Annotated in this window: 21 protein-coding genes; all 21 read right to left on the bottom strand. The window is 32.7% G+C overall.

What is annotated here, in order from left to right; translation table 11 throughout:
• On the bottom strand, window positions 1-107 hold a 107-nt coding region (locus tag FFM55_RS08090; protein WP_168388718.1), incomplete at its 3' end, for a transposase.
• Window positions 108-210: 103 nt separating this feature from the next.
• Window positions 211-2034, bottom strand: a complete 1824-nt coding sequence (locus FFM55_RS08095; protein ID WP_137600862.1) for an XcbB/CpsF family capsular polysaccharide biosynthesis protein — start codon at window positions 2032-2034, stop codon at window positions 211-213.
• Between the two features lie 3 nt (window positions 2035-2037).
• Window positions 2038-3600: a CDP-glycerol glycerophosphotransferase family protein gene (locus FFM55_RS08100; RefSeq protein ID WP_137600863.1), complete on the bottom strand. Its 1563-nt coding sequence runs from the start codon at window positions 3598-3600 to the stop codon at window positions 2038-2040.
• A gap of 71 nt (window positions 3601-3671) precedes the next feature.
• Entirely contained in the window at window positions 3672-5732 is a 2061-nt protein-coding gene (locus FFM55_RS08105) for a glycosyltransferase family 2 protein (RefSeq protein WP_137600864.1), read from the bottom strand.
• 14 nt (window positions 5733-5746) lie between these two features.
• Window positions 5747-8797, bottom strand: a complete 3051-nt coding sequence (locus FFM55_RS08110) for a CDP-glycerol glycerophosphotransferase family protein (protein ID WP_137600865.1) — start codon at window positions 8795-8797, stop codon at window positions 5747-5749.
• Window positions 8798-8803: 6 nt separating this feature from the next.
• Window positions 8804-9286: a hypothetical protein gene (locus tag FFM55_RS08115; RefSeq protein ID WP_137600866.1), complete on the bottom strand. Its 483-nt coding sequence runs from the start codon at window positions 9284-9286 to the stop codon at window positions 8804-8806.
• On the bottom strand, window positions 9279-10775 hold the full coding sequence (locus tag FFM55_RS08120) for a glycosyltransferase (RefSeq protein WP_137600867.1): 1497 nt from the start codon (window positions 10773-10775) through the stop codon (window positions 9279-9281). Before FFM55_RS08120 ends, FFM55_RS08115 begins: the two co-directional genes overlap by 8 nt.
• A 24-nt stretch (window positions 10776-10799) precedes the next feature.
• A complete protein-coding gene (locus tag FFM55_RS08125) occupies window positions 10800-11237 on the bottom strand; it encodes a hypothetical protein (protein WP_137600868.1) in 438 nt (145 codons plus the stop codon).
• 27 nt (window positions 11238-11264) lie between these two features.
• On the bottom strand, window positions 11265-12488 hold the full coding sequence (locus FFM55_RS08130) for an SGNH/GDSL hydrolase family protein (RefSeq protein ID WP_170999680.1): 1224 nt from the start codon (window positions 12486-12488) through the stop codon (window positions 11265-11267).
• Between the two features lie 37 nt (window positions 12489-12525).
• The gene (tagD, locus tag FFM55_RS08135) at window positions 12526-12972 is read right to left on the bottom strand and encodes a glycerol-3-phosphate cytidylyltransferase (RefSeq protein ID WP_137600870.1); all 447 of its coding nucleotides are present in this window, start codon (window positions 12970-12972) and stop codon (window positions 12526-12528) included.
• Between the two features lie 25 nt (window positions 12973-12997).
• Window positions 12998-16987, bottom strand: a complete 3990-nt coding sequence (locus tag FFM55_RS08140) for a glycosyltransferase (RefSeq protein ID WP_137600871.1) — start codon at window positions 16985-16987, stop codon at window positions 12998-13000.
• Between the two features lie 19 nt (window positions 16988-17006).
• The gene (locus FFM55_RS08145) at window positions 17007-17744 is read right to left on the bottom strand and encodes a hypothetical protein (RefSeq protein WP_137600872.1); all 738 of its coding nucleotides are present in this window, start codon (window positions 17742-17744) and stop codon (window positions 17007-17009) included.
• A gap of 61 nt (window positions 17745-17805) precedes the next feature.
• Window positions 17806-18195 carry a hypothetical protein gene (locus FFM55_RS08150; protein WP_137600873.1) on the bottom strand — a complete coding sequence of 130 codons (390 nt, stop codon included), beginning with the start codon at window positions 18193-18195 and terminating at the stop codon, window positions 17806-17808.
• A gap of 19 nt (window positions 18196-18214) precedes the next feature.
• Window positions 18215-19039 (bottom strand): ABC transporter permease, encoded by an 825-nt coding sequence (locus FFM55_RS08155; RefSeq protein ID WP_170999681.1) that lies wholly within the window; start codon window positions 19037-19039, stop codon window positions 18215-18217.
• 5 nt (window positions 19040-19044) lie between these two features.
• Window positions 19045-20322, bottom strand: a complete 1278-nt coding sequence (locus tag FFM55_RS08160) for an ATP-binding cassette domain-containing protein (RefSeq protein WP_137600875.1) — start codon at window positions 20320-20322, stop codon at window positions 19045-19047.
• A 15-nt stretch (window positions 20323-20337) separates the two neighbouring features.
• Window positions 20338-21207: a hypothetical protein gene (locus tag FFM55_RS08165; RefSeq protein ID WP_137600876.1), complete on the bottom strand. Its 870-nt coding sequence runs from the start codon at window positions 21205-21207 to the stop codon at window positions 20338-20340.
• Complete coding sequence (locus FFM55_RS08170) at window positions 21200-22033, bottom strand: LicD family protein (RefSeq protein ID WP_137600877.1); 834 nt, start codon at window positions 22031-22033, stop codon at window positions 21200-21202. Before FFM55_RS08170 ends, FFM55_RS08165 begins: the two co-directional genes overlap by 8 nt.
• A gap of 245 nt (window positions 22034-22278) precedes the next feature.
• On the bottom strand, window positions 22279-22614 hold the full coding sequence (locus FFM55_RS08175) for a heavy metal-binding domain-containing protein (protein ID WP_137600878.1): 336 nt from the start codon (window positions 22612-22614) through the stop codon (window positions 22279-22281).
• 77 nt (window positions 22615-22691) lie between these two features.
• Window positions 22692-24185: a helix-turn-helix domain-containing protein gene (locus FFM55_RS08180; protein ID WP_137600879.1), complete on the bottom strand. Its 1494-nt coding sequence runs from the start codon at window positions 24183-24185 to the stop codon at window positions 22692-22694.
• A gap of 172 nt (window positions 24186-24357) precedes the next feature.
• Window positions 24358-24801, bottom strand: coding sequence for a peptide-methionine (R)-S-oxide reductase MsrB (gene msrB, locus FFM55_RS08185; RefSeq protein WP_137600880.1), 444 nt, complete (start codon window positions 24799-24801; stop codon window positions 24358-24360).
• Between the two features lies 1 nt (window position 24802).
• Window positions 24803-25333: a peptide-methionine (S)-S-oxide reductase MsrA gene (gene msrA / locus FFM55_RS08190; protein ID WP_137600881.1), complete on the bottom strand. Its 531-nt coding sequence runs from the start codon at window positions 25331-25333 to the stop codon at window positions 24803-24805.
• Between the last annotated feature and the right edge of the window lie 27 nt (window positions 25334-25360).

Below are 25360 nucleotides of genomic sequence, written 5' to 3' on the forward strand. Positions count from 1 at the left end.
GCGGCTGGAGAAACACCGTATTCCTCGGAAAGCGAGCGAATAGATCTTTTCTCTTCACGATGCATCTTCACAATGCTGGCTTTAAAATCATCTTGATATCGTTTCATTGGAATGCTCCTATCTTGTTTTATTAATTATGGCACAACTGTTCAGAAATTTATGTACCAAATACTAGGATAGGAGCATATTTCGGCAATCTGTTTCTAAATTCTAATTAAAAGATAACTTATCATCTAATAAAAAGTTAATCATCGCCAAAACCTGTGGAATAGCTGACCGTAAAACTACAGGATTCTCATTGTCGACCGAATCATTTGTATTATAAAATACAACTCCATTATTAACCATATTCAACATAGAATACTGTTTAAAAGTATACTTAACATAACTATTTCCTATAATGAATTTTTTTAGACTTGGATCTGACTGTGCTAATAAATCGTTGATTCTTGGGATTAAATCCATTTGTCTAAATGATTCTTGAAAATGCATATCTCGGCCATTATTATTATAGATATTGTCATTTATAATTGGATCGCTATTAACACTAGCATATCCTCCTAATAAACCATGATAGAGAGATGCAAATCCTCCCTTAGATGCTCCAAACATAACAATATTTTTTGATGGAATGTTATATGAATTCGCAAAAATTTTAATTATTTTCTGTATGTTTTCTTCAAAATCAGGATAGTTTGGTGTATTTAAATAAAAGCTACCACTAGCAAGATTTGCGTCTACAAATCTTAGTATATACGTATCTTTAACCAATGATCTTTTTATATTTTTAAACAATGGAAACCCACCTCTTGTAATCAATGATTCATCATTAGCAAAATCATCAGCGGGCATTCCACTAAAAATAACTAGCAATCTTTTTTCATCTTTATCGGTTTTTCGATTACCTAAATATTCAAAATAAAAAAAGGTATCACCATATTTCCGTAATCCATTACTACTATCTTGTTGTAGTTCTATGGGTGTGTACAAACTTCTCTTAATAAAATTCGAAATACCATTCTTATGTTGATAAAAAATAAAATCTCTAGCCAAAAAATTTTTATACATAAATTTTGCGGCCTTATCATTTTTTCTAATAGCCAGTTCATGAATGTTACTTTCAGAATCCGTAGCATAAGAAAGCTCTTCTGCACTATACTTATCTGAAAAAAAGTCAAATAATTTCGTAAAATTATCGATGTCTTTTTCTTCAACATCTAATGTCCCATTTATTAATAGGCTTTCTAATATAAACAAATTTTTTGAAAATCTTTTTTGTAAATCATTTTCATTAGTTAATTTATCTATATACATATTAAAATCGCAATGATAATTTTCACTACTTTTCAATTCATAACTAGACCATTCATTTAGAGAGTTAATATCATACTTTTGAGTTGAATTTCCTCTCCAAAAAACATTTTGTTTTATCTCTTTAGCTGGTACTCCAACGACTACAATATTCTTTTCTGTAAATTTTTTCGTTACAACGGCATTATTCCCAACAACAGTGCCTGACTTAATATAAGAACCTTTATTTAAACTTACCCTGCGACCAATCCAAACGTGATTTTCTAGTACAATATCTTTAGCATAATTATTTCGTAAAAGGTTCCCGTCAATCATATCAAAAAGTAGATGACTGTCGGTTGTTTCAACATTAATTTCTGTTGAAAACAATGAATCCCTACCTACAAATAAGTTAGCCATTTCCGCTACTTTAAAATGAGTAGCTTCCCCATTAGGGTTAAAGTAGGTATTTCCACCAAAAAAAACTACTGAATCATTAAATACACTAAGGTTGAAATAATATGAGTGTACCTTAATTACGCTATCACCTAAAAAAACCAAAGACCTATTTCCTTCAAATATTATTTGTGTGTCAGAATGTAAAATAACACCCGATTTCAAAAATAATACATTATTAGACCCGTTAAATTTTATGCCATCAATAGGATTATACTCTATAGGATCTTCTGAAATGATTAAATTATTATTTTTATGATATTTAATGTGATAATCATAATATTTCATTTATCAATCTCCCAACATATTAATTACTGCCTCATAAACTCTTTTAGAGTTTTGTTTATCAAAATGTGGAAATGTATTTTCAATTCTATCTACATATTTTTTAGGATTACTCATACCTATCTGAATGTATGTAGCAATTTCTTTTTCAAGACTTTGTTGATCATGCACCACTGGGCCAAATCCCATTTCTTCATAATTAAACCAAATTGCATCCGCAGTGTGTTTATTTAAAAATTCTTCTTTGTCAAATTGATAATATACTACTGGTTTCTTTAAATACGCAAAATCAAAATGTATTGAAGAAAAATCAGTAATAACCATACTTGATTCAGCAATCATTTTATTAAAATTAGAATCAGCCGGAAGAATTTCAACTGCATTTTCAAACTTTTGATTTATAAAGTCTGGTAATTGCCATCTTAATTCCGGATGGAGATATACTTTAACTTTATAGCCATATCTCTTTGTTAAATCAGCTACCTTTTTACTATTTAATAGATTTATAATTGCCTTATAGTAATCACTATCTTTAAAAAACTCATTATAATCACGTGTCCCATTTTTATTTGCATTTGGGACTAGATACTTTCTCCATGTTAAAAATATAAGAATATTCTTTTTGTCATTTGAATATCTCTCATCGAATCGAGGTAACATCGTGTCAACAACTTGTTCTGGAGACAACATATACCCATTATTTGAATCAATGACTGTTTCTTGTTCCTGCTTTAAAGAGGTAACAAATAAATCTAAGTCATAATCAAAGCGGGTAAAAAACTTTGGTGTGATTTTTTCAAGTACTCCATGTTGTAAAAATACATACTTCGTATTAGTAATGTTTCTTAAATGTACGGCTGGTAACCTTAGCGTCGGGTTAAATAAGTATGCCAGTAGCTCCACTTCAGCGACAGCCTTATATATTTCATACTGATCACTATATACATCAATTATTACATCACCAAATTCCTGCTGTAATCTTGAAAAATCACTTGATTCTTTACTTATTACAAAGTAATAATTTTTGTTTTTTGGACCGTTGTTAATAAGGTAGCGAAACATTGCTTCCCCGTTATCATTAGCTTTATCAAATCTATCTGAAACCAACCAAATCGGTTTATCCATAAACTTACGTAGAGCTATGGCCTCTTCTCGCTGAATTTTCATTTTACTGTCCAGAGACTTGCTCTCAAGATAGTTCAATTCTTCATAAGACTTGTCTGAAAAATAATAGTTCCCATTATCAAAAACAATACTAAATTCTCCAAAAGAAACAAAATTAAAACTCAATTTTCGACTTAATTTAGAATTATTTGTTGTATTAATCCATACATTTGCGTCATTAAGAAGAACTTTAATTGGTTGATCAATAAGCTCATTGTTCATCGGTATTTCAAACTTCACAAACATTGGTTTATTTAAAGCAATTGTGTTATTCCAATACTTTCTCTGTTTATACTCATAAAAATCTTTAAATTCTGTTGCATCAAAATAATGTTGCCCAATTTTTAATTGAATTCTTTCATAACTAAAAGTTTTCAGTCCATCCAAAAGAGCATTAATGGTCAATATTCCATTTTTGTAGCTAAATTGATTTAACTTAAAAGTCTGTTTATTTGACCCAGTAATAAATTTATTATTCAATTCATAATAAAATTTATTTTTTCTTTATAACTTACTAGTTCATTTTTTATATTGTCTCTAAAATTTAACATGGTATCTAGACGCCATTTATCAAATGTTTCCATTTTTATAAATGTTTCTAAATCAATCTTATTAATTAGCCTTTTAATTGACATTCTAAATTTAACAAGCTCATTATTATCGCCAGGGAAGTTTTGTACCCTAAGAGTCCAGCCAATGTCATATAATGCCGTTGTCTGTAATCCAGCAGGAATTTTCCCATTATTTTTTTCTTCAGCATCCCTGAATAAATATTCATAAACATTAATAAATCTATCACCGAAAGATGAAATATCCTCATCTCGTGTATCAATAGCGGATCCACCTTCTTCGCGTTTTCGATACATATAATAGGCATTGTGTACCAGTGCCATACGATAATCATGATTATTATTTAAGATTTCCCATAAAAACTTAACATCCTCACTTGTCTTTTGATCTATAGAGAACAATGTATCACCAATTAATGATTTTTTAAACATGACGGTATTAATGAAGGCATTTTCCATATGGAAAGAATCTAAATTAATGACTTTGGTTGTTTTTTGATCAAAATATTTATTTGTAATATGATTTCCTTCGCGCTTGCCAAAAAACAAGTGCTGGGCTCTTGCAAAATTTACGTTCTTTTCTTGCAAACCGTTCAACAAGTTTTCTAAATAATCTTTTGTGTAATAGTCATCACCATCTAAGAAAGTTACATACTCACCCGTACAAATCTTTAATGCATCATTTCGTACAGCTGAGACTCCTCTATTAACTTTATTATCTATCAAAATAATAGATGGATACATCTCTTGAAGTTTATTCATAATATTAGAAGTATCATCATTAGACGCATCATTGACAATGATAAGTTCAATATTTTCAAACCCAAATGTCTGGTGTATCACACTATTTACCGCTTGTGGTAAATAGTGCCCAACATTATATACTGGAATAATAACCGTAATTTTGGGAGTAAAATTGTATACAACCTTTCCATCATTAACTTTAAATAACTTATTATCAACTGTCTTACTTGATATAATTGGAAAAGCATGACTTGATTTATCATGTTTGACGAATACTTCAAACTCATGCTCACTAAAATAATGATTTGCTAATATATCATGGAATAAATCACAAGGAACAGCCGCTACTCCGTCTACTACTCTAATTGGTTCAGAAGTAACAGTATGTAACCTACTTCTAAGAATCAAATTACATTTAGTTACATCATGAGGTAGATTAAAATAAACATTTTTTTCTTGAAATTTTGCATCATAATATTGAGAGTTAATAATGAATTCACTTTCCGAATCATTAATTGTTTTAATTGCTAATCGGTTATTTACACTAAAATATGCCCAAAGATGTCTATTATCATCTTTTTTAATCAAGAAACTTTTATCAAACAATTTCTTACTGATACTTGCTTTAGGAGAGTATAGTCTAAATTTTTGACCATTTGACACTAAGAAAACAAACCATTTTTCTCCTAATTGCAAATTAAAGTGACTAAAATCAATTAAAATATGTTGTCCACTTACACTAAATGAAATATCTTTTTTGATACTCATATCATCTTGCAACTCAACGATAACTTCAGGATTAACTAATTTTACTTTTTTAGGAATTTTTACATCTAATATTACTTTGTCTTCTAATATATTTTGATCCAGAACTACAATCTCTAAATTTTTGTTACTTTGTGATGGGCGTCTATTTTGGATAAAATATTTTTTGTCTGTAGATTTCTGCCACTTTTTGGAACTTTCATCATCAAAAATAAGATGTGGTTCATCTACTTTTTCAATGTAGTCAATTTCTTTATTATTATTAATTTTTGCTAATGCATACATTCCATAATCCGGTACCAATTCCAACTTTAAAAATGTACCAAACTTGTTTCCTTTTACTTGATTTAATAAAAATATATCATTTGATTTATTAACTAACGCAAATTGTTCATTGTCATCCCTAGGAATATCAAGCCGAATTAAGTTATTTATAAATTCTATATTATTCACTTTCATGTTTCATTTTCTCCCTACTTTGATGCACTTCCATAATGAAATAATTTTTTCTTTATCTTCCATAATTTTCGAGCAATTCTTCGACTCAAAGTCCATCTATTTTCTATTCCTAATAATTTTTTCTTACTCAAAATTGCCCTATAAATTCGTTCTGAGTTATGATGATCGTGAAAATTCATATATTTTGTCCGTAGTTGTGCGTACTGTGTCTCTTCAACAAATCCAGATTCTACATATTTGATAATAGTATCTACAACTTGTTTTGAATTAAAAACTACATCCCCAAAAAGGTCTTTTTCATAATTCAAATAAGCCCCCTCACTCTTCAGATAATCTTCTTGATCAAATTGATAGAAGATTACTGGTTTCTCTAAGTAGAGCATGTCCCAAACAACACTCGAATAATCAGAAACCATCATAGAACTTTTCATAATTTCTTCACCCATATCAACGTCTAAATATCCGTATTTATCAGTAAAACTTTCATCAATATCAAATAGTTCCACATAATTTTTAAAATAAGGATGCAAAAAGAATGCTAGTCTGGTATTGTTTTCTGTCAATACTTTCTTTAACTCAGGAGATTTTAAGAAAGATTGATATTCTCGATAAAATTCTGTGTTAATAAACTGCTCTTTAGTCATTCCTTCCATTGACTTTCGCCATGTTGGCATCATAAATATTTGATGATATGGTAATTCTGAAGTTTTATCGGTATATGAATCCCACCTCGCGTAGCCTGTAGAAACAACTTCACTATCATCATAACCCCATTTTTTAATATTAATATTCTCTCGTTCAAAATCGCTTGGGGCTATTATCAAATCTAATAGACCTCGTTTTTTATGAAATACTGGTACCTTTTTAATACCATTCATGCCGTGTTGTAAAAATACATTTTTTTTGGTCATCATAGATTTAGCTAGTAACGAATCTCTACGTTGCAAATTATATGCATGAAATTTTGTATCGGACGAGATGAATACACGAGCAGCAAACATATATATAAAATATTTAAGACTCATATAATCAAGTACTTTATCTTGCATATTAGATAAATTTTTGTATTCTGGTGAATCTTTTCTTATAACATAATACGTATTGGTATGTTTCTCATTCTCATACATATACTTAAAAAAGTGAAATGCATTATCATGTGCACCAAAACTATTTTTTTCAAAAACTATCCAAATATTTTTTCTATCAAAATGTTTTTTAAACATATTGTAGATTTTATTAGCCTTTATTTCTTTTTGAAAATTAGCAGTATTTTCATATGACTCTACATTTCTAAACGTAAAAGCTAAGGAACCTCCTGCAGTTACATATGGATATAGAATTGTATTTTGTAGAGTTCTTATCTCTTTTTCAAAAACATCTACATCTATTAGATTTTTAATATTTTTAGATAATTTATCTAACTGAACAGGAAGTGAAAGTTTATCATTTCCCACAACTATAAAAACATCCCAATAAAACGGCACGTATTCATGTTTTAGATCTATTACTGACTCAAAAATTAATAAACCATTTTCTTTTGAAACTGTTTTAATAATAAAATCATTCTCTTTAGGTGAAAGAACATTTCGATTAATTAGTCTAACAAATTGAACTTCATAATCATTAGATATTGAAGTTTTTATTTGAAAAGTAATTTTATACGTATCTTTCTGTCGTACAATGTCTAATGCTTGCGCAGAAAAACCAAACGTTGCTTTAACCAAATTATGTAGAGGGCCTTTCAAAAAAAGGAGCTCTGAGTGTTCATTCTTAAAAACTTGTATGTACTGATGATACTTTCCGATTCCCCCTTCTAGTGACATCTTACTATCAAACAGTACCTGATTATTAATCTCACTATCATTTGAAAGAGTTAACCTATAAAATTTGGATATTTTTTCACCCTCAAAACTTATATTGGCAAATAAATGCATATATTTTGTCCCATTTACTCTGCCGAGATCATCAAAAATATCATCAAAACTTATATTAACAATATTGTCACTTACATTACTCTCAATTTCAGAAAATGGACCTCTCAACTTATTTGTAGATTTAATAATCTGTACTGTTGAAATATTACGTGGAAAGATAAACTTTAAACATTTATCAGATACATCTTTTAAATTTACTGGTAGACCTTTTGCTGTACTAACAATCTTTGTGACATCACCAGTAAATCTTCTGAATCCTCGTATTATTAAAGTATCCTTAAATATATAACAACTTGGATATTTTTCTATACTTAAAGTTAAGTTATAATTTAATTGAACTATTTTATTATTTATGAATGAAAAAATGTCAAATGACTGATCTTTTTGACTCCTATATTTTTCTATAAATGAATCATTTAACAAAAAATCTTGATCTATCGAGAAATGATTATTACCTATCTGTCCTATAATTGGCTCATTCAGAAAAGTTTCTATTTGTCCATTCGTATTTAAACAAGGACTTTCATATTCAATATAGTCATTTATTTCTTCATTTGAATATATACAATAATAATTCTGTTTTTGAAACTTATAGTCATTTAGAAAAATACTTTCAATTTCATCTACATCAATTGAAGTTAAATCAAGTAAGTATGTATAATTATCTTTTTTTTGAAAATCAACTACATTTTTTTTCGTTTTTGTACGAATTTCAAAAAAATATGGCATTTCTAATTCATTTGACAGCTTTACACACAAAAATTCTTTCTCAAATGACAATTTTTTATCTAATGTTTGTAACTTTTCCTTTACCCTATTATTTTCAAAAATGCCAAAACACATTATATTTTTTTTAAATAATACATATTCAATCTTTTCTTTAGTATTATTAGTAAAATATATCTGCATTAGCTGCTCATCAAATAGTACCCTCTCTCCATTGCTATCTGTTAGATATACTTCTCTGAATCCCCACAGTTCCTTTGGAATTTTAATGAATTTATGATGAAAGTTATTTAATTTTTCTCCTGTGATAAAATGTAATGTAACTTCACCTGTAACATCTTTTCCATCACTATCAACAAAATCAAAATTACCATTTGGGGTATAATTAAATTGATTTATTTTCATTATTGCTTAGCTCTCCATTTTTTGAAACATATAACTTAAAAATTCGGATTTTTCGTAAAACAAAGATCCTGGTTGATAATATAAATCTATAAATCTTTCTCTATCGTTAAAGTACTCAATTGTGTAAACAGGTGTTACCTCATTACCAATAATTACATCATAATTTCTAATCCAAGTATTAAACTCATAATATCTATATTTAGTTATCATATCTTTCTTCAAAAATATTCGTTGATAAGGTCTAACATCACTTTTTAGAAAGATATCAATATGCTTATAATTTTGAGATTTTAAATCAATTCTAAAACTAAATTTTAATTTACCGTCTTCAAAGTATTTTATATTGTCCTCTATCTCTTTTTTTTCAAATCGTCGCCAATTAGGAAATAATGAGTCTAAGAAATTCTCATAATTATTTTTGCTTTCTGTCAAATTTTCCCAAATGTTAGAATTAAGATCATCTAAATTTTTAAATTTACCATTAATCATATCCTATAACCCCTAACCATTTTGAAACAAAATTGTCTTCTGAAAAATATTCAGCACGTTTCTGAACTTCTTTAGTATCTTTAGGATTATTTATTGCAATTAACATTTTTTCTTTTAATGACTCTGGACTTCTGTAATCTGCCACCCAACCACTATTCTCATCTATAATATCTGTTGGACCATAATTCACATCATATGTGATTACAGGTGTACCATTTGCAATGGATTCTAATGCATTTAACCCGAATCCTTCAAAGTTAGAAGTTATCAAAAGTGCAAATATTCTTTGATAAGCTTGATTTACATTTTGCACATTACCATGAAAAATCACTTTGTCTTCTAGTCTAAGGTGCGTAACTAAAGATTGTAATTCCTCACGACTTTCCCCTTCACCGAATACATCTAGGTAATAACCAGAGATTTCCTGATCAAATAGATAGAATGCTTTTATTGCATCCTTCAAATTTTTTTGCGGATGTAATCGACAAATAACTCCAAAATGATTTTTTTCTTTTTTATACTGAATTGTGCTTACTTTTGTAGAATGTGGGATAACAGTAATGTTGTTTTTAAGATTTGGGATTTTTGTAACAATATCTAATTTTTGTTTATCAGTAAGGGTAACAATAATATCGCTCTCTGGAAAATTTGAACTTAAAATAGTTTTGAACGAATTCTTTACACCGGATGTTGTGTCTAAAGGATTGACTAGGTGAGAATTATGCAATTGAAAAATTCTTTTACCAACTCGACTATCAAGTAATGATTTATCTAGCAATCTTGCATCATTAATAATGACATCATTCTCAGAAAAAATATCATTAAAGAAGTGTGTAAAAAGTTCCTTTTCATCCGAAAATTCAATAATGTTTTCAGCAAATCCTAAGCTGATTTTTATAATATTCCCCTTTTTATTAATATTTTTTGTTAAGTATATATTACCATCATCCATAACAAATTCTTGTAGGCACTTAAAACCTTTTACATCATATGTGTCTATCCTATGAACAAATCCCTTTTTATTAATATTAAAAAATTTAAATGGCTCAAAATTCCAGTCCTGAAATAATGCAAAAAATTCAACTTTTCCAGAATTTAACCCTTTAATAACAAACTTCGGAATACCATTTTCATAGAAATAAGTCCGGTCATTTCTAGATGATCTCTTAACTTTTACATATTTTGATAAATCCCCAACTTGCCTAAAAAGCAACTCCTTCCAATTTAATTTACTTTTTTCTGTATTGTATCTTTCTTTATAATAGTCGTAAATATTGCCAAAGCGGGTATTTTCCATTACCCTTTTCTGTGTTCTAAAAGATGTGTACACCTCATCATACTCAGGGTTATAATTAGTAGAAATGATTGTAATATCAACTCCGTTTTCATTTAATAACCGAGCTCTTTGTAATAAGGATTTAGTTCTACCACCATGTATCATTGGCAGTGTGCTTGTTATAAAAAAAACATTTTTTTTGTCAGAATGCATCTTTCTATCTCTCCCACAAATATATTAAATTATTGCATGCAAAACAATAACAGTCCCTATTACCATATCTTTCTTTAATTTAGCATCATGCAACCCATAATTAACCAATAGCGGGCTTATGTCTTCGCCAGTTTTAAAAAGCTGTGTAGATCCCTGTAGTTTACATATCGTTAAAGCTTCATTATTAGGTTGGAATAGAACAAATTCTCCCTCTTGTAATATGGATTTTATACCAGTATTAATTTTTATAGGATCAAGTAGCTGTTGCAAATCAGAATTATTGCGAAATCCTTTTATTTTTTTAGGGATTTGAAGTATATTAATTCCCTTAAGACCTTGAAAAAAAGGGTTACTTAGTGGTGACTCAATAATCACATCTTCAGAGATTGAAATTTCATAACCTGGTAAATTACCTGCTGGTTTCAATTTTACTTCAGCATTATTATTGTCTACAAATTTCATAATTATTCTCCATTTCAAATACTTTAATTAATATAAATCTAAATTTTGAATTCTCTCATATTTATCTTCCTTTAAAATAAATATGACATCCTTCATTGAAAGATAGTGTTTTAACCAATTTTGATTAAACTGTTTTTTTGTCATTTGATTAGACCATTCACAATCAGAATAGCGTCTTAATTTCACTTGGTCACTGATCAATTGAATAAAAGCTATATTCTTGTCATTATAGAGTGTGGAACTTCTGAGTGACAGTATTTCTGTATTATCTTCATATCTGAGTGGAGATGCATAGTATTGATAAATATTTGTTATTTTTAAATTTTTCGGTAATAAATTTATCTCAATAAATTTTTTTATATTTTGATAAAAATTAACATCCATCATAAAACATAAAATTTCAGATTGTTTACCTAATTTATCTAACTCTCTAATTTTTTTTATCAATATGCGTCTTTTTTTTGAATCTTCAAATAATTCTCCATCAAAAATTATCTTTACAGTTTGTCCAAATCGATCTGTTGGTGATTCATACTGATGATGTACAAAATCCGCCAAAGATTTAGCAATTTGCTTGTGCACGTGCAAAGTGAAGTGGTCACGATCATCAACATATTCGTCCATATGATTACCTAAATGATAATCCCGGATATCAAATATTGGCACATCACACTCTTGGTAAACTTCAATAAAGGCTGATAACATTTCCTGATAAGTAAATCCATTGGGTCCTTCTAGATGCCAAGCCGGTTTGTGTTTCCGAAAGGCCAACGTTTCTAAAATACCAACTAATTGAATATGACGGTTAATCAATCTAATACGTTGTATATTCTTACGTAGTTTTACTTTAACCTCATCTAATGTGTGTAATGAACCATCCGGGTTTGGTTGTTTCCAATCATTATTACCATAAGCAATAAGTACTACATCAGCTTGCTGAATTTCTTGTCGATAATGTTTAATGCTTCCTTCAAAAGTATGTTTCCAACCAGTTAGACGATCAAGATGATGTTGGCCTTTAAATTGCCCCGTACCAGTTTCAGCAAAATTTTCAAGCTTATGAGCATTTAAATAGTATGAAGCTAATTTGGCATATACTACATCACGATAAGGAGTTGCCTCCTTCACTAATTCTTGACCAGCAACAATGCTGTCACCAAAAACAACGACATTTTTATTGGTCCAGTCATTCTGTGTTTTTTTATGACGACATTGTCCTAAGATTTTTTTTACTTTGCTTTTAACTTCCATACAGATAATAATCCCCATCTCTGGTTAGTCTTAATAATTAGTTTCCGGATACATCAATTTTAGACGTATCAACATCTGTAGATAACTTTTTCTTATTTAAATCGTTTTTAATCTGTGAAGTTGATATTTCTGGTGTACGAGGTAAATAGACCACCTCTGTTTCTGTTTGTTCTTCAACAAAATCAAACTTGCCAGACCAATCATCCCCCATAACTAAAGTATCCACGTGATACTCTTTCATATCGGAAACTTTTTGATCCCAACTCTTCTCTGGAATAACTAAATCAACATAACGAATAGCTTCGAGCAATTGCTTACGCTTCTCATAAGAGAAATAGGTTTTCTTCTGCTTTGATTCCCAATTAAATTCATCCGAAGACAAGACAACGATTAAATAGTCACCTAATTGTTTTGCCCTACGCAATAAATTTATGTGACCATAGTGCAACATATCAAATGTTCCGTAAGTAATAACTCTCTTCATAATTTCTGACTCCTCTTGATATTTATTATTTAAGTATAGCATGGAACGCCCGGCGTGCCTGATTTTGATACACCTCAATGTTAAGTTTTGCTAGATTGGTTTGTTTTTCCATAGCAAACAACATTAATTGTTCAAATGCTCGTGATGTCACGTCTTTAGTTACCAAACCATATTCTTGATTTCCTAACACACCAATGTTAGCAGCAATGTTAGTTGCAATAATCAAACGCTGTTGCATCAATGCCTCTAACAAAACCATTGGTTGACCTTCATATAGTGACGGATGTACAAATACGTCTGCTAGCGCAACATAATCGGCCGGATTATCAACTTGCCCAGTAAACAACACCACATTGGCAATGCCTAAAGCAACAGCTTGGTTTTCTAATTCATCACGGCTAACTCCATCACCAACAATGATCAATTCAGCTTCCGGATGTATTGCATAAATCTTGGCAAAAGCATCCAATAACATAGTTTGATTTTTTTCCGGTGATAAGCGACCAACAGCCACGAAAACAAAATGGCTATAAGTTGCCCATTGACGACCATTACGATACAACATTGTTTCTGAAGTTGCTTGTTGCACGTCAGTGGCTAATATTAATTCACCCGTATTAGTTAGTAAGGTTGTTTGTCCATTTTGGCGCTGAAGTTGTGTATAATGTTTACCTGCTGAATGGACTGAAACTTTTCGTGTAATCCATGGCTGATTAATTTTTTCAACCGGTTGGATATCATCCACAGGCAAAGTATCTGCTTCTAATTGCACACCTGAATGTTCATCTGGCAACATATTTTCTTGTACCACTAATTGCTTCACATGATCACTAGTTAATACTGATTCATCAAACCAACCATATTGATTAGCAAAGTAACCATAAATCATGAACGATTGTGCTTGCCAATTCCAGACACGAGCTAATTCAACTAATGATCTTTTAATGTTAATTTGTTGTGATTGTTGACTTAACAGCATATTTTGATAAGTTATCGTTTTTTCACGACTGATAGCATAAACTTCATTAAAATGTGATATATCTAGTACGATGACATCATTTACCGAAACCATCATTGATTCGTCAAATTTTACCGAATATAACTGGTAAACAGGTTGATTATCGATAAATTTAGCAATACTATATCCTGCAATTATTGCCAAATCATCTGGTAATATGCCAAATTGTGCACGGATAATTTGCTCACTTTGTTGATTGAATATTAATGACTGATTCAAAGGCATCTCAAAATAGTCACTCAAATCAACTTGATAATTATTGGATAGTGGTACATTAATTATCTGCTTATTAATATCATGTTCATCAACCCACCACTGTTTACGGCCAATTTTTACTCTAAAATAATTTCCCGTAATCGTTTGCGCAAATGCGGTTGCTACATAAAGCTTATTGAACGATTTTAGCTGCCGTTGTTTTAGGCCACGTTTGCTTAACCCTAATGGCTGATTTGTCAAAACAACTTCATGCGTAATCGTAAATAATTGCTTGATTCCAACATGATAAGCTCGTTCAGTAACCTTGTTTGACAAGCAATTCCATAACCATTGATATATGGCAAAGTGTGGTGAAACTTGCATCGGTAAAATACTTGATGCTTTTATCCAAGCAGTTTGCCGACTTTTTGGCAATCTCACCTGATAATAACGACCATCCCCAGTTTCAGCTTGCGCAACAATTTTTATAAATGTATGATTGAGCCATTTTGCCTGCCCAATCACATCACTTGTATCATTACCTTTCAAGTATGGCGTTTGGAATAAACGACGTTTATTGTTATAAACCCAACCAATTATATGTACTGGTTCTTGGTACAATAATTCATTCACTTCATGAATATCAATTGACTTCGCTGCGATCCACCCACTTGGTAAATCATTAATCGCAAGCTTGTAAAATATTGTCTGATTAATTCGGGCACGTCCAAGGATACTAACATGTTCATTGGCACATATCTCTTTGGTAACAGCGATGCCTTGTATAATGTCCGTCAAAGACATAAACATTGCCACCGCTTGTTGACGCATACTTGCTGCCGCTTGATAATTTTCAATTACAGGTGAGTCAGACAAATTTTTATCTATGATAGTAGGCATGGTCAATGAATTTGGTACAGCAACCATCTGCTCTGGTCTAATATATTTTGCTAGCTTTGTCCCATTAATCTGCTTCAGGATTTCCGAAACGGAAACGATTTTATCGAAAATCGAATAGAGCGTGAATAATGCACCAAGTTTTTTCGCGTGCACTTTTTCTCCATTAATAATTTTCTGTGAATCTGCGTATAAATCATTATGTTGATATACAATTAATTGCTTTCTCGGCATGACTGCAAATAATTTTGACCCATTAAATGAATAACCGGAAAAATCAATCAGGTTGTCAAATTGCGCACTATTGAATAATCGATCTGCCTCACGTTGATAGCCAGTTTTTGGAATATTGGTATCAGACCATGATTTAATACCATGTTCACTAATATAACGATCTAGTTTATTTTCTGGTCTTGTCAGTGCCGTAACACCAAAGCGGTACATCACACGTACACGGTCATCTAGTTGATCAACATTATGAACAATTTCTTCGTTATCGTTATCCCATAATAAATAAGTCACATCGTACTTATCATAATCAAGATTCCAACTGAGATTAATCGCACTAGTGGTAATACCATTATTACCCATGCCACCTGGATATATCAGCAACTTTGTTTTTTCTAAACCACTTGCATGCACATGTTTGATGCCAGGTACTGATTGTTGATCAAAAATCGTTTGCACAATACGTTCAGTAACTTGACCATCGTCATAGGTGACAATTTTCTCTTTTAACTGCTGATATTTTTGCTGATATTGTGTGTAAACTTGATCAATATCTTGTAAAGTATGACCAACTGCCGCAATATCATCTAAAATTGGACCAGGTAGCTCGTCATCGTCAAAATACATTCCCCGATAACTACTATATAATTCATGATCCCATGCATAGAAAATAATTGGCTTATCAGTTACTAAATAATCAAAGAAGATACTTGAGTAATCAGTAATTAAAATATCTGTGATACCTAAAATTAAATTAGCATCCATTTCATCAGGAACTAGATATTGATGCAATTTATCATGACGCTTGGCTAATTGATAAGCATATGGATGTACTTTTACAAGGATATTTTTATCTGGATTTAATTGCTTCAGACAATTAACTTCCTCAAATATTTGATTGATACCACCGGACGGATTGGTGATTGAAGTTCCTTTCCAGGTAGGTGTGTACATGACGATTGATTTGTCTCTATCTATTCGTACACCACTTTGTAATAAGTAAGAGATAGTTTGTGCTTGATCATGACCATACGTTAAATCAATTCGTGGGTACCCACTTTCAAGAATTTCTCCTTGATACAGCCCATTTAATTTATAGCGATCTAAAAACACATGAGATGTGTGCTTATTTGGTGAAATTATATAATCCGCCATCAACAAATTACGCTGCACATTTTTTAAAGAGGTTTTCGAACCTGGAATATCATAGCCCATGTATTTCAAAGGTGTCCCATGCCAAGTGTTTACATAAATTTGGTCAGGTTTCTTATGCCAGAACGACTGAAAGGTTGAATTCGTGATGAGAAACTTGGCCTTTAATAACCACTTTGCATACGCAATTGTATTACGTTTGACCCAAATAATATTTTTCTGCATTTGAGTTGGTATATTCGCAACCATCCGAGCAAGATTTTCCGAACTATCGTCAGTCACAACCCACACGTGTCGCAAATGTTGGTATTTTTTATGGTTGCTTAAATATCGAAAAATTGCTAATGGCGAATCCGTCATTGACTGACCATCACGCACTTCATACAAAATGGTCTTTTCATCAACAATTGACTGATCATAATGGCGAATATAGTATTCCCGTGTCTTCTTCAAAGCAGAATACTTATAGGTCATCGCGACTTCAGAAATATGTGCCAGACGTTTTACTTTTTTCTTTAAATCCATATCATTTACCACCTAATTACTACATCAGAAAGACTTTTGTTACGTCGTGCTTATGTTCAAACAAGACATCGTAATGTCGGTTAAGGTTAATCACATAGTCATCTGGCTTAATCACCCGATTAAACCATTGTTCATACAGATCAACTTCGCTATATACGACCGGTTCATCCCAGCCAACTAGCTGGTAATCCGTACGCAGTCCCCGTTCATCAAAGTGAACTAACATTTGTGTGTTTAAGTCAGTATCTAGATATTCATCTAACGCTGGCAAATGTGTTTTCTCATCAAAATGACGAAGTACTTGAATATTACCAGAGGAATTCACAGATACTCGTTGATGAGGTCTTTTTTGACCTGGTTTCGCAAAGTCAACCGCTGTCACTTTTCCAGCTCGGTTTGTGATAATGGCAATTCTGACCTCACCATTTTGCATAAAGATACGCTGACCATTTTTTTTCTCAACCGTAAATTTCTCGTCACCAATATAGTCTGTTGTAAACTGATTGACATTGTCACGTAGCTCACTTTTTAAATATTGTGAAACATAAAAGCTATCAATTTGTACACTAGGGAGTTCACCTGAAAGTCGTTCGTATTCATTAATTAGTTGATTATAATCATTTTTATATCTTGGATCCAAAATCGTCAGTATAGAATCAGAACCAATGAGCTGATGCAAATTGGTGATATAATGCCTAATATTCTGAATTTCAGAAGCATCTAATTTATCAATTATGATTTTTACATGATTTCCCATATGAACATCCCTCTTAATTTTTATATGTATCCAGGAAGAATCCTGGAACAAATATTTCTTTTTAATTGAAGTAAACAATAAAATTTGAATCATGGTCTGGCACGCCATTAATAATTGGACTCAATCGCCATCCTTCTTTTACCTTGGCAACATAATATGACCACGAACGGTTACCTTGATTGGGACTAGCCAATACTAATCTACCACGAGTACGATTAGTAAAACGATTATCTACAACAATCAAATGATTACCTCGTGTATCTTTCACTTCAGATTTAGAAATTTCCATTTGCTTCCACTTATTTACTCTAGTTGTCTGATACGTACCATTAGGAATAATTGGTGTATTATCAGCATAACCAAATATGTGACCACGTTCTGCAAATGCCCCAATCATAATACCAATAATTAGAACTGCTAAGACTTGAATAATGCCTAATTTCTTTTTCATTTTTATATCCTTTACACCTTTACACAAAGTCCATGAAGCGACTACGGAAACGCATGTGAATATGTGCCCCCAAAATCAACAAAATAATCACAATACCCCAGAAAATCAAATTCGCGGTAACGTTTTGCCAAAACCAAATTGGATTTTCTAATAACGTTTCACGGAAACCTTCAATAATATAATACAGTGGGTTTAGTTTCAAAATGTTTGATAACAATAATGGGAAACTGGGACTATCAACGGGAATAATTACCCCTGATATCCACATACCAACACGTAATACTGCAGCATAGGCGTTATAAAAATCAGGTACCAATACCGTGATTGTTGACGTTACCAACGACAAGGCATATAAGAAAACAAACATCGCAATAAAATAGTAAAAGAATTGTAGCCAATAAATTGACGGCTTAACATCCATAAACAGAATAGCAAAAAAGGCCATCCCCAACATCACAAAATAACGACGTAATTCAGTCACAATTTCAGTTAATGGAATTGCTGCTAATGAAAACTTCATGCGTGATAACATGTTTACTTGGGACTGGATACTTTTAGCCGACTTTTGCATAGCTGATTGCATGAAAAAGTAAGTCACCATTCCCAAAGCAATCCAAGCAATATAACCGGCTAACCCAGTCGCATGAGGGTTTCCTTTATCTTCACCATTACGAACCGCAAACATCAAAATCATAATACCAATCTGTAATGCCGGATCCGCAAAATGCCAAAAATCACCTAAATAATTTTGTCGATAGGCTTGATCGTTATTATAGTGCGCAATGCGACGAACAACCGGCCAACTTTTGACCAACTCTTTTATAATTTTCCAAATATCTTTCACAATAACTACCTCTCAACCGGCAAGGTCAATACTTGACCTGGCGTAACGGTTTCATCTGTCAACTGATTGGCTTGCATAATTGCTGCAACAGAAATATTTGCATTTGCTGCAATACTTGCCAATGTTTCACCCTCTTTAACAGTATAACTATTCTGGGTAGCAGTGAGCATGTCTGTTCGTTGGTTATCATCACCATTACGGCCATGACGTTTATCCAATGCCGCTAACTTTGACGGTGCAAAGTTAGTAATTAAATGAGTCGGATGTGCCATAACATTTGCCCATGACATATTTAATAATTGCTTATTCATCAAGCCAACCGTTGCGATAATAAAAATGGTTAAAACAATACGTGTAAACCAGCCCATTTTTTCATTATCTTCCACAAAAGCATGCTGATTTTCTTTTTGTCGCTGCAAATCCGTAGCTGGATCCGCTAACATTTGTCGATTACGCTCAATTTGCTTTAAATGTTCTAACGTAAACGTTTTTTGTGCTTCTTTATAACGCTTTTGATACGTCAATCGTTCATTTTCAGACAAACGATTAAAATGCTTCAAAAAGCGTTCATATTCTGGCATCACTTCATCAATTGGGCCATCCATTCGAATGTCACCATAGTGCATCCAAATGACGCGATCTGCCATTTGGCGCATCTGCGCTGCTGAGTGAGATACGAAGAAAATCGTCTTACCTTCTTCTTTAAACCGCTTCGTCCGTTCCATTGACTTTTGTGTAAAAGTTGGATCACCAACTGACAAAGCCTCATCAATAATGACAATATCTGCATCGGAATAAACTGAAATAGCAAAACCCAACTTCGATTTCATACCAGAAGAGTATGACTTCACAGGTTGATCAATAAAATCACCCAATTCAGAAAATTCAATGATGTCATCCATCTTAGCTTCAATTTCTTTTTCCGTCATACCTTGCATCAAAGCTTTTAGACGAATATTTGCACGACCTGTTAACTGTGGTCGCATCCCCGCCCCAATCGCAATAATTGAAGTTGACCCATTAATCGTCATTTGACCACTGGTTGGTTGGGTTAAACCGGCTACCATTTCCAGTAAGGTTGATTTACCAGAACCATTAGTTCCAATAATCCCAATTGTCTCTCCAGCGTGTGCTTCAAAAGAAACCCCTTTGACCGCCCAAAAATTGGGAATACCTTTGCCCCAGAATTTAAAGACAGCTTTTACTTTATCAGATTGTCGTTCAGCTAAATCAAATCGTTTGGTGACATGATTTGCTGCAACGGTTACTTTTTTATCAGCCATTTTTCTAACCTATCTTTATTGTGCTGTGTCTTGCGCTTCAGCAGATTCTGTATCCGTTGATGATGCAGGACCACTGTCAACAGTGCCATCTGAAGCGCCCGCTGTGTTGTCTGAACCATCAGTGTTGCCACCGACATTCCCCCCAGTATTTGGTGTCTCCTCATATGATGGCGTCCAAACTGGTTGATATGATGGTGCTGCTGGTACTGGTGCTTGTTCAACTCCTGTGTCAGGTGTTGTGTTGTCTGGTACTTCTTCTTCACTAGGGACAATTTCTTCCTCGCTACTTGATTCTTCACTAACTTCCTCTGTATCAGGAATAACAGGTTCAGCAACTGACGATTCAACAACCTCTTCACTTGAAGATTCTTCACTGCTTGAAACGGCAACATGTTTATCATGATCTTTTAGGATTGTCATATGTTTAACAACCTTATTTTCACCACGTGTTGCAGTCACTGTGTACTTGCCTGGCATAACAAAAGTCACCAAAATATCTTTTGCCACTTTGTTAGGTTTATAATCCAAATCACGTAATTGCTTATGACTGCTAGTAATTTTAATCGCTGTATTCTTTGATACATGAATTTTAATTTTTGCTTGTCCATCATCAATCCGAACTTTTTTTGCACTTAAATGGACAAGTTTTGCATCATACATTTGATCAGCACGAATTTGTTTTTGATGATCAATTGCTGCTTGCCGAGCAGCATGTTCTTTATTCATTGAAAAGCCGGCGACTAACGCGACGATAATACCAAAGACAAGAAAAAAATGTCCCATTCTTTTTGAACGATCAACTTTTTTTACCCAAGAAAAAATAGTCACAAATAGGCCAAAAATAGCCACAACAACTGCAATGAGTAGTATGTATAAACTAATCATGTACTTCTACTCCTTTATAATAAAAGCGGGCATGCGTTTTACGCTTGCTCTTAGATGGTAAAGCGTGCCAATCACCATACATTTGCGTTAAATAATGTTGACTGGCGGCTGGTATGTATATATTTAAATTTTCAAATTTAGCTTGTTGCCGTTGCTGGTAAACTGCCAAATGAAAATTCTCTTTGGTTTTATTTAATCCCTGCACAATATACAGACTATAAATATCAGATTTATTTTGATACCGTTGATTAGTCTTTTGTGCCAATCGATCCATTTTATTCGCCCACCAAGCGGTTGTATGTCGTTTAGCATACTTAATTAATACCGGTTTTAACCACCAGGCCGGTTCCCGATGCGAAATAGCTAATCTTCGCGTTGAATTACGCATAACATCTAAATACTTCATATGATAATAAGCTTTTTTTTGCCCAAATTTTGTTGGCGGTACAGCATCGATTGGAAAAACATCGACATAAACGCCATTGTTGACGGTTGCCCACTTGCCGTCAGCTTGTGTATATGTATCGCTTACTCTGGCATAACCATACAACCAATTCGTTGTATTTAATGGTGTTAACAATTTATATTGTGAATGATTAGGCTTATATTCACGAATAAACCGCTCATATTCATGCCGTGGTAAGGCCACATCAGCATCATCATCCCAAGGAATAAACCCTTGATGACGAACAGCGCCGAGTGCACTACCACCTGTTAAAACGTAATGATAGTCATGTGTGTCAAAATATGTAACAACATCTTTCAAAATGGCTAACATAATCTTCTGTACAGCAGGTACAGTCAAATAATTTTGTTGTTGCGCCATTTAATTCCCCAATCCTTAAATAAATGCCATATCAATTGATTGATATGTAATTTCAATTTTTACTTATAATTACCTTAAAAATCTCATAAAATACACTACTAACGTTCTAATTTTATATCAAATTGTACACTAGTGCAACTAACCTCCTCATTACAACTAGGTAAAAAATAAAGCTTGTTAACCAGAAAAAAACATCAACCTGATCATTTTAAGCTGACAGATTAATGGTCTTATCATTTATTCAATTAATCGTTAACTTTTTCAATTTTGACAGCAGTTCCATAGGCAGTTACTGAATCACCAATAGTACCTGATGATGAATCAAAACGCATCATAACAACCGCATTTGCCCCTAATTTAGCAGCCGCTGTTTTCAAACGGTCAATCGCTTCGTCACGCGCAGTATCCTGTAATTTGGTATACCCTTTGATTTCGCCACCAACCAGCGTTGTAACCGATTGTCCAAATGATGAAATAACATTTCTAGAACGAGTTGTTAATCCAAAAACTTCACCAAAAGTTTCGACTGTCTGATATCCAGCAATAGACTCTGTTGTTGTAATTAATACTTTTTCTGACATAAGTTTTATCCTCCTAATTATCTCATGATGTGCGACATACTTACTATGTCACAAAGCACCGCTAATGAAAACCGCCATTAAACATCCTGGTTAATTCTTAATGATTTTTTATTTTGAAAACGATTTAAGGTGATATCAATGATCAATTGCCGTAATGCTAATCGTTCTGACCATTCAGGAATCGTATACCAAGCAAACCCCGGCACCTCTTGACTCAAAATAACATTTGATAAGTAAATGTCAGTTTTATCAGTGAATTCATTAGTCACGCTTATATTTAATGATTGCCATTGTTGAACCATCTGCGTTAAATAATCTTCTAGTGCTGGCATATCAATCAAATCAATCGTAATCGTAATAGCTGGTAAGACATCTTTTACCGAAATCGTTTTAATGAAAGCATTCAATAAAGGATTAAACATCGTCCCTAGTAACTGTGAAGTGTCATATTGGAAAACTTGCGCTAGCTTTTGAATGACAATTTTAGTAAATGCTGTATGAATGGGATAACTAGTTGTTTGAAACGCCATATCAGTTGGCAACTGATTATCTTGTGGCGGAAAATAAGTTAACCGAATAAGTAACGGCGTTAACAGCTCAACCATCGCTTGTCGTTGACTTGTTGGCATACTATGTTTGAAGAAATCCTGATATGAATAGGCAATTTGATCAAACAAAGTTGTCACTTTATGTTGATTTTTAGCTGTTAAATTCACAAGATAATCACTAGCATCCCCAATTCCTAATGCATAACAGACCAACACGCCATAACGTAATTCAATATCTAACCCAAGTTGATCATTCTGAAAATACTTCTGTAAATATGGCGCCATTTGATTCAAAAGATTACGGACATTGTCTTGTAGGTCCTTGGTTGGTCGTAATAAATCATCATCCATCGGTTCAATATGATGCCCATTTTGTACACGCGTATACCAAACACCGAATACAATCGCTAAAATACGTTGCATCGTCAATCGTTTAGTCAATAATGGCACCAAATTTTGTTGTACTTGCGTAATCGCCCGGTTCGTTGCACTGGAAAAAGGCAATGATTGATCAGCATAAGCCAGATAAATTAATTCAATCATCGCCGTTCTAATTTGTTGCTCATCACCAATCAATTGATAATTATCAGAAATATCAATGCCTTGTTCACGTAGCTCAGTACGCATCGCTTCTTTGGTCATCCGAACAACCGTCGTGCTTGATGAATGTCTAAAAGCAATAGCTTCATTAGAATGAATATCCTCTAAAAAGATATCTAACAACATCTCAAACCGCAATGATTGCCGCAAATAAAAGCCCTTTAATGAAGCTGCACTAATTAGTTGTAAATTCGTTAAAGTAACGGTCCGATTTGCATCTGTTACTTTAATAAAAGTTTGCTTGGATTTGGTCATGCTTTGATAATCAATATTGAGTTGTTGAATCGCTTGTAAGATACGATATCGAGACCAATTAACAGCAGTCATTAGATCTTTAATTAAAAAGGTCCTACTATGATGGGTCATTAAATATCGGTGTAACATTAAACGTTCTTCATCTTTTTTTGAAAGTAACCAATTCATTGTGTCCGCTCTCTTTATTTTTAGTCATAGCCCTATGATAAACAGATTATCAGTAATATTTTAACTTAATTTTTATTATTTTAAAAAAACAAAGTTATATACATAAAGCCCACCATCATGTTTGACCATGAAAGTGGGCAGCCACAGTTTATTACAATTTTTAACTAAATAATTATTCTTTATTGAATAATTCAGCGTATTCACCATATCCCTGTGCTGTTAATTCTGCAACGGGAACGAATCGTAAAGATGCTGAATTAATGCAATAGCGGAGACCGCCTTCTGCAATCGGTCCATCTGTAAAGACGTGACCAAGATGAGACTCAGCATCTTGTGATGTTACTTCCGTTCGATACATGCCATGTGATGTATCTAAATGACGTTTAACGGCTTTCTTTTCAATCGGCTTTGTAAAAGATGGCCAGCCACAGCCAGCATCATACTTATCCAACGAACTAAATAAGGGTTCCCCACTAACAATATCAACATAGATACCGTCATCAAACCATGCATCGTATTCATTATTAAACGGTGTTTCCGTAGCTGCTTTTTGGGTCACAGCATACTGTTCAGGTGTTAATCGTTCACGTAATTCTGCATCAGTTGGTTTTGCCATATTAATTACGCTCCTTATCTGACCAATATTGTTTTTGATATTTTTTACGTGGCATCATCATCATCATTTCACGTAATGGATTCTTTTTATAAAATTGTTGATGTTCTTCTTCTGCATCATAAAAAGGTTTTGCATCTTCAATCGTTGTAACAATCGGTTTATCAAAGCGTCCAGAAGCAGCTAGTGCTTGTTTAGACGATTCGGCTACTTGGCGTTGTGCCTCATCTTTAACAAAAATCACTGGTCGATACGTCTCACCACGATCTGCAAATTGGCCCATCGCATCAGTTGGGTCTGCTAATTGCCAATATAATGTCACCAGCTCATCATATGAAATAATGTCATCATCAAACCAAATTTTCACTGCTTCAGTATGCCCTGTTATATGGGCAGCCATTTGTTCATAACTTGGATTTTCAACTGTTCCTCCGGTATAACCAGAACGAACTTTATCAATTCCTGGCAATGTTTCGAATGGTTCAACCATACACCAAAAACATCCACCAGCAAAAATTGCTGTTTGCATTGTCATGTCACATACCTCCTATACGTATAGGAT

The sequence above is a fragment of the Weissella sagaensis genome, assembly GCF_005405285.1.
Classification (GTDB): Bacteria; Bacillota; Bacilli; order Lactobacillales; family Lactobacillaceae; genus Weissella; species Weissella sagaensis.

Bases quoted from the DNA above. Each gene is read 5' to 3' on its own strand.
- FFM55_RS08105 (WP_137600864.1), bottom strand. From the start codon at position 5,732: ATGAAAGTGAATAATATAGAATTTATAAATAACTTAATTCGGCTTGAT.
- FFM55_RS08130 (WP_170999680.1), bottom strand. From the start codon at position 12,488: ATGGAAGTTAAAAGCAAAGTAAAAAAAATCTTAGGACAATGTCGTCAT.
- FFM55_RS08165 (WP_137600876.1), bottom strand. From the start codon at position 21,207: ATGATTAGTTTATACATACTACTCATTGCAGTTGTTGTGGCTATTTTT.
- FFM55_RS08160 (WP_137600875.1), bottom strand. From the start codon at position 20,322: ATGGCTGATAAAAAAGTAACCGTTGCAGCAAATCATGTCACCAAACGA.
- FFM55_RS08110 (WP_137600865.1), bottom strand. From the start codon at position 8,797: ATGAAAATAAATCAATTTAATTATACCCCAAATGGTAATTTTGATTTT.
- msrB (WP_137600880.1), bottom strand. From the start codon at position 24,801: ATGGCAAAACCAACTGATGCAGAATTACGTGAACGATTAACACCTGAA.
- FFM55_RS08170 (WP_137600877.1), bottom strand. From the start codon at position 22,033: ATGGCGCAACAACAAAATTATTTGACTGTACCTGCTGTACAGAAGATT.
- FFM55_RS08115 (WP_137600866.1), bottom strand. From the start codon at position 9,286: ATGATTAATGGTAAATTTAAAAATTTAGATGATCTTAATTCTAACATT.
- FFM55_RS08125 (WP_137600868.1), bottom strand. From the start codon at position 11,237: ATGAAATTTGTAGACAATAATAATGCTGAAGTAAAATTGAAACCAGCA.
- tagD (WP_137600870.1), bottom strand. From the start codon at position 12,972: ATGAAGAGAGTTATTACTTACGGAACATTTGATATGTTGCACTATGGT.
- FFM55_RS08145 (WP_137600872.1), bottom strand. From the start codon at position 17,744: ATGGGAAATCATGTAAAAATCATAATTGATAAATTAGATGCTTCTGAA.
- FFM55_RS08095 (WP_137600862.1), bottom strand. From the start codon at position 2,034: ATGAAATATTATGATTATCACATTAAATATCATAAAAATAATAATTTA.
- FFM55_RS08180 (WP_137600879.1), bottom strand. From the start codon at position 24,185: ATGAATTGGTTACTTTCAAAAAAAGATGAAGAACGTTTAATGTTACAC.
- FFM55_RS08150 (WP_137600873.1), bottom strand. From the start codon at position 18,195: ATGAAAAAGAAATTAGGCATTATTCAAGTCTTAGCAGTTCTAATTATT.
- FFM55_RS08140 (WP_137600871.1), bottom strand. From the start codon at position 16,987: ATGGATTTAAAGAAAAAAGTAAAACGTCTGGCACATATTTCTGAAGTC.
- msrA (WP_137600881.1), bottom strand. From the start codon at position 25,333: ATGACAATGCAAACAGCAATTTTTGCTGGTGGATGTTTTTGGTGTATG.
- FFM55_RS08175 (WP_137600878.1), bottom strand. From the start codon at position 22,614: ATGTCAGAAAAAGTATTAATTACAACAACAGAGTCTATTGCTGGATAT.
- FFM55_RS08120 (WP_137600867.1), bottom strand. From the start codon at position 10,775: ATGCATTCTGACAAAAAAAATGTTTTTTTTATAACAAGCACACTGCCA.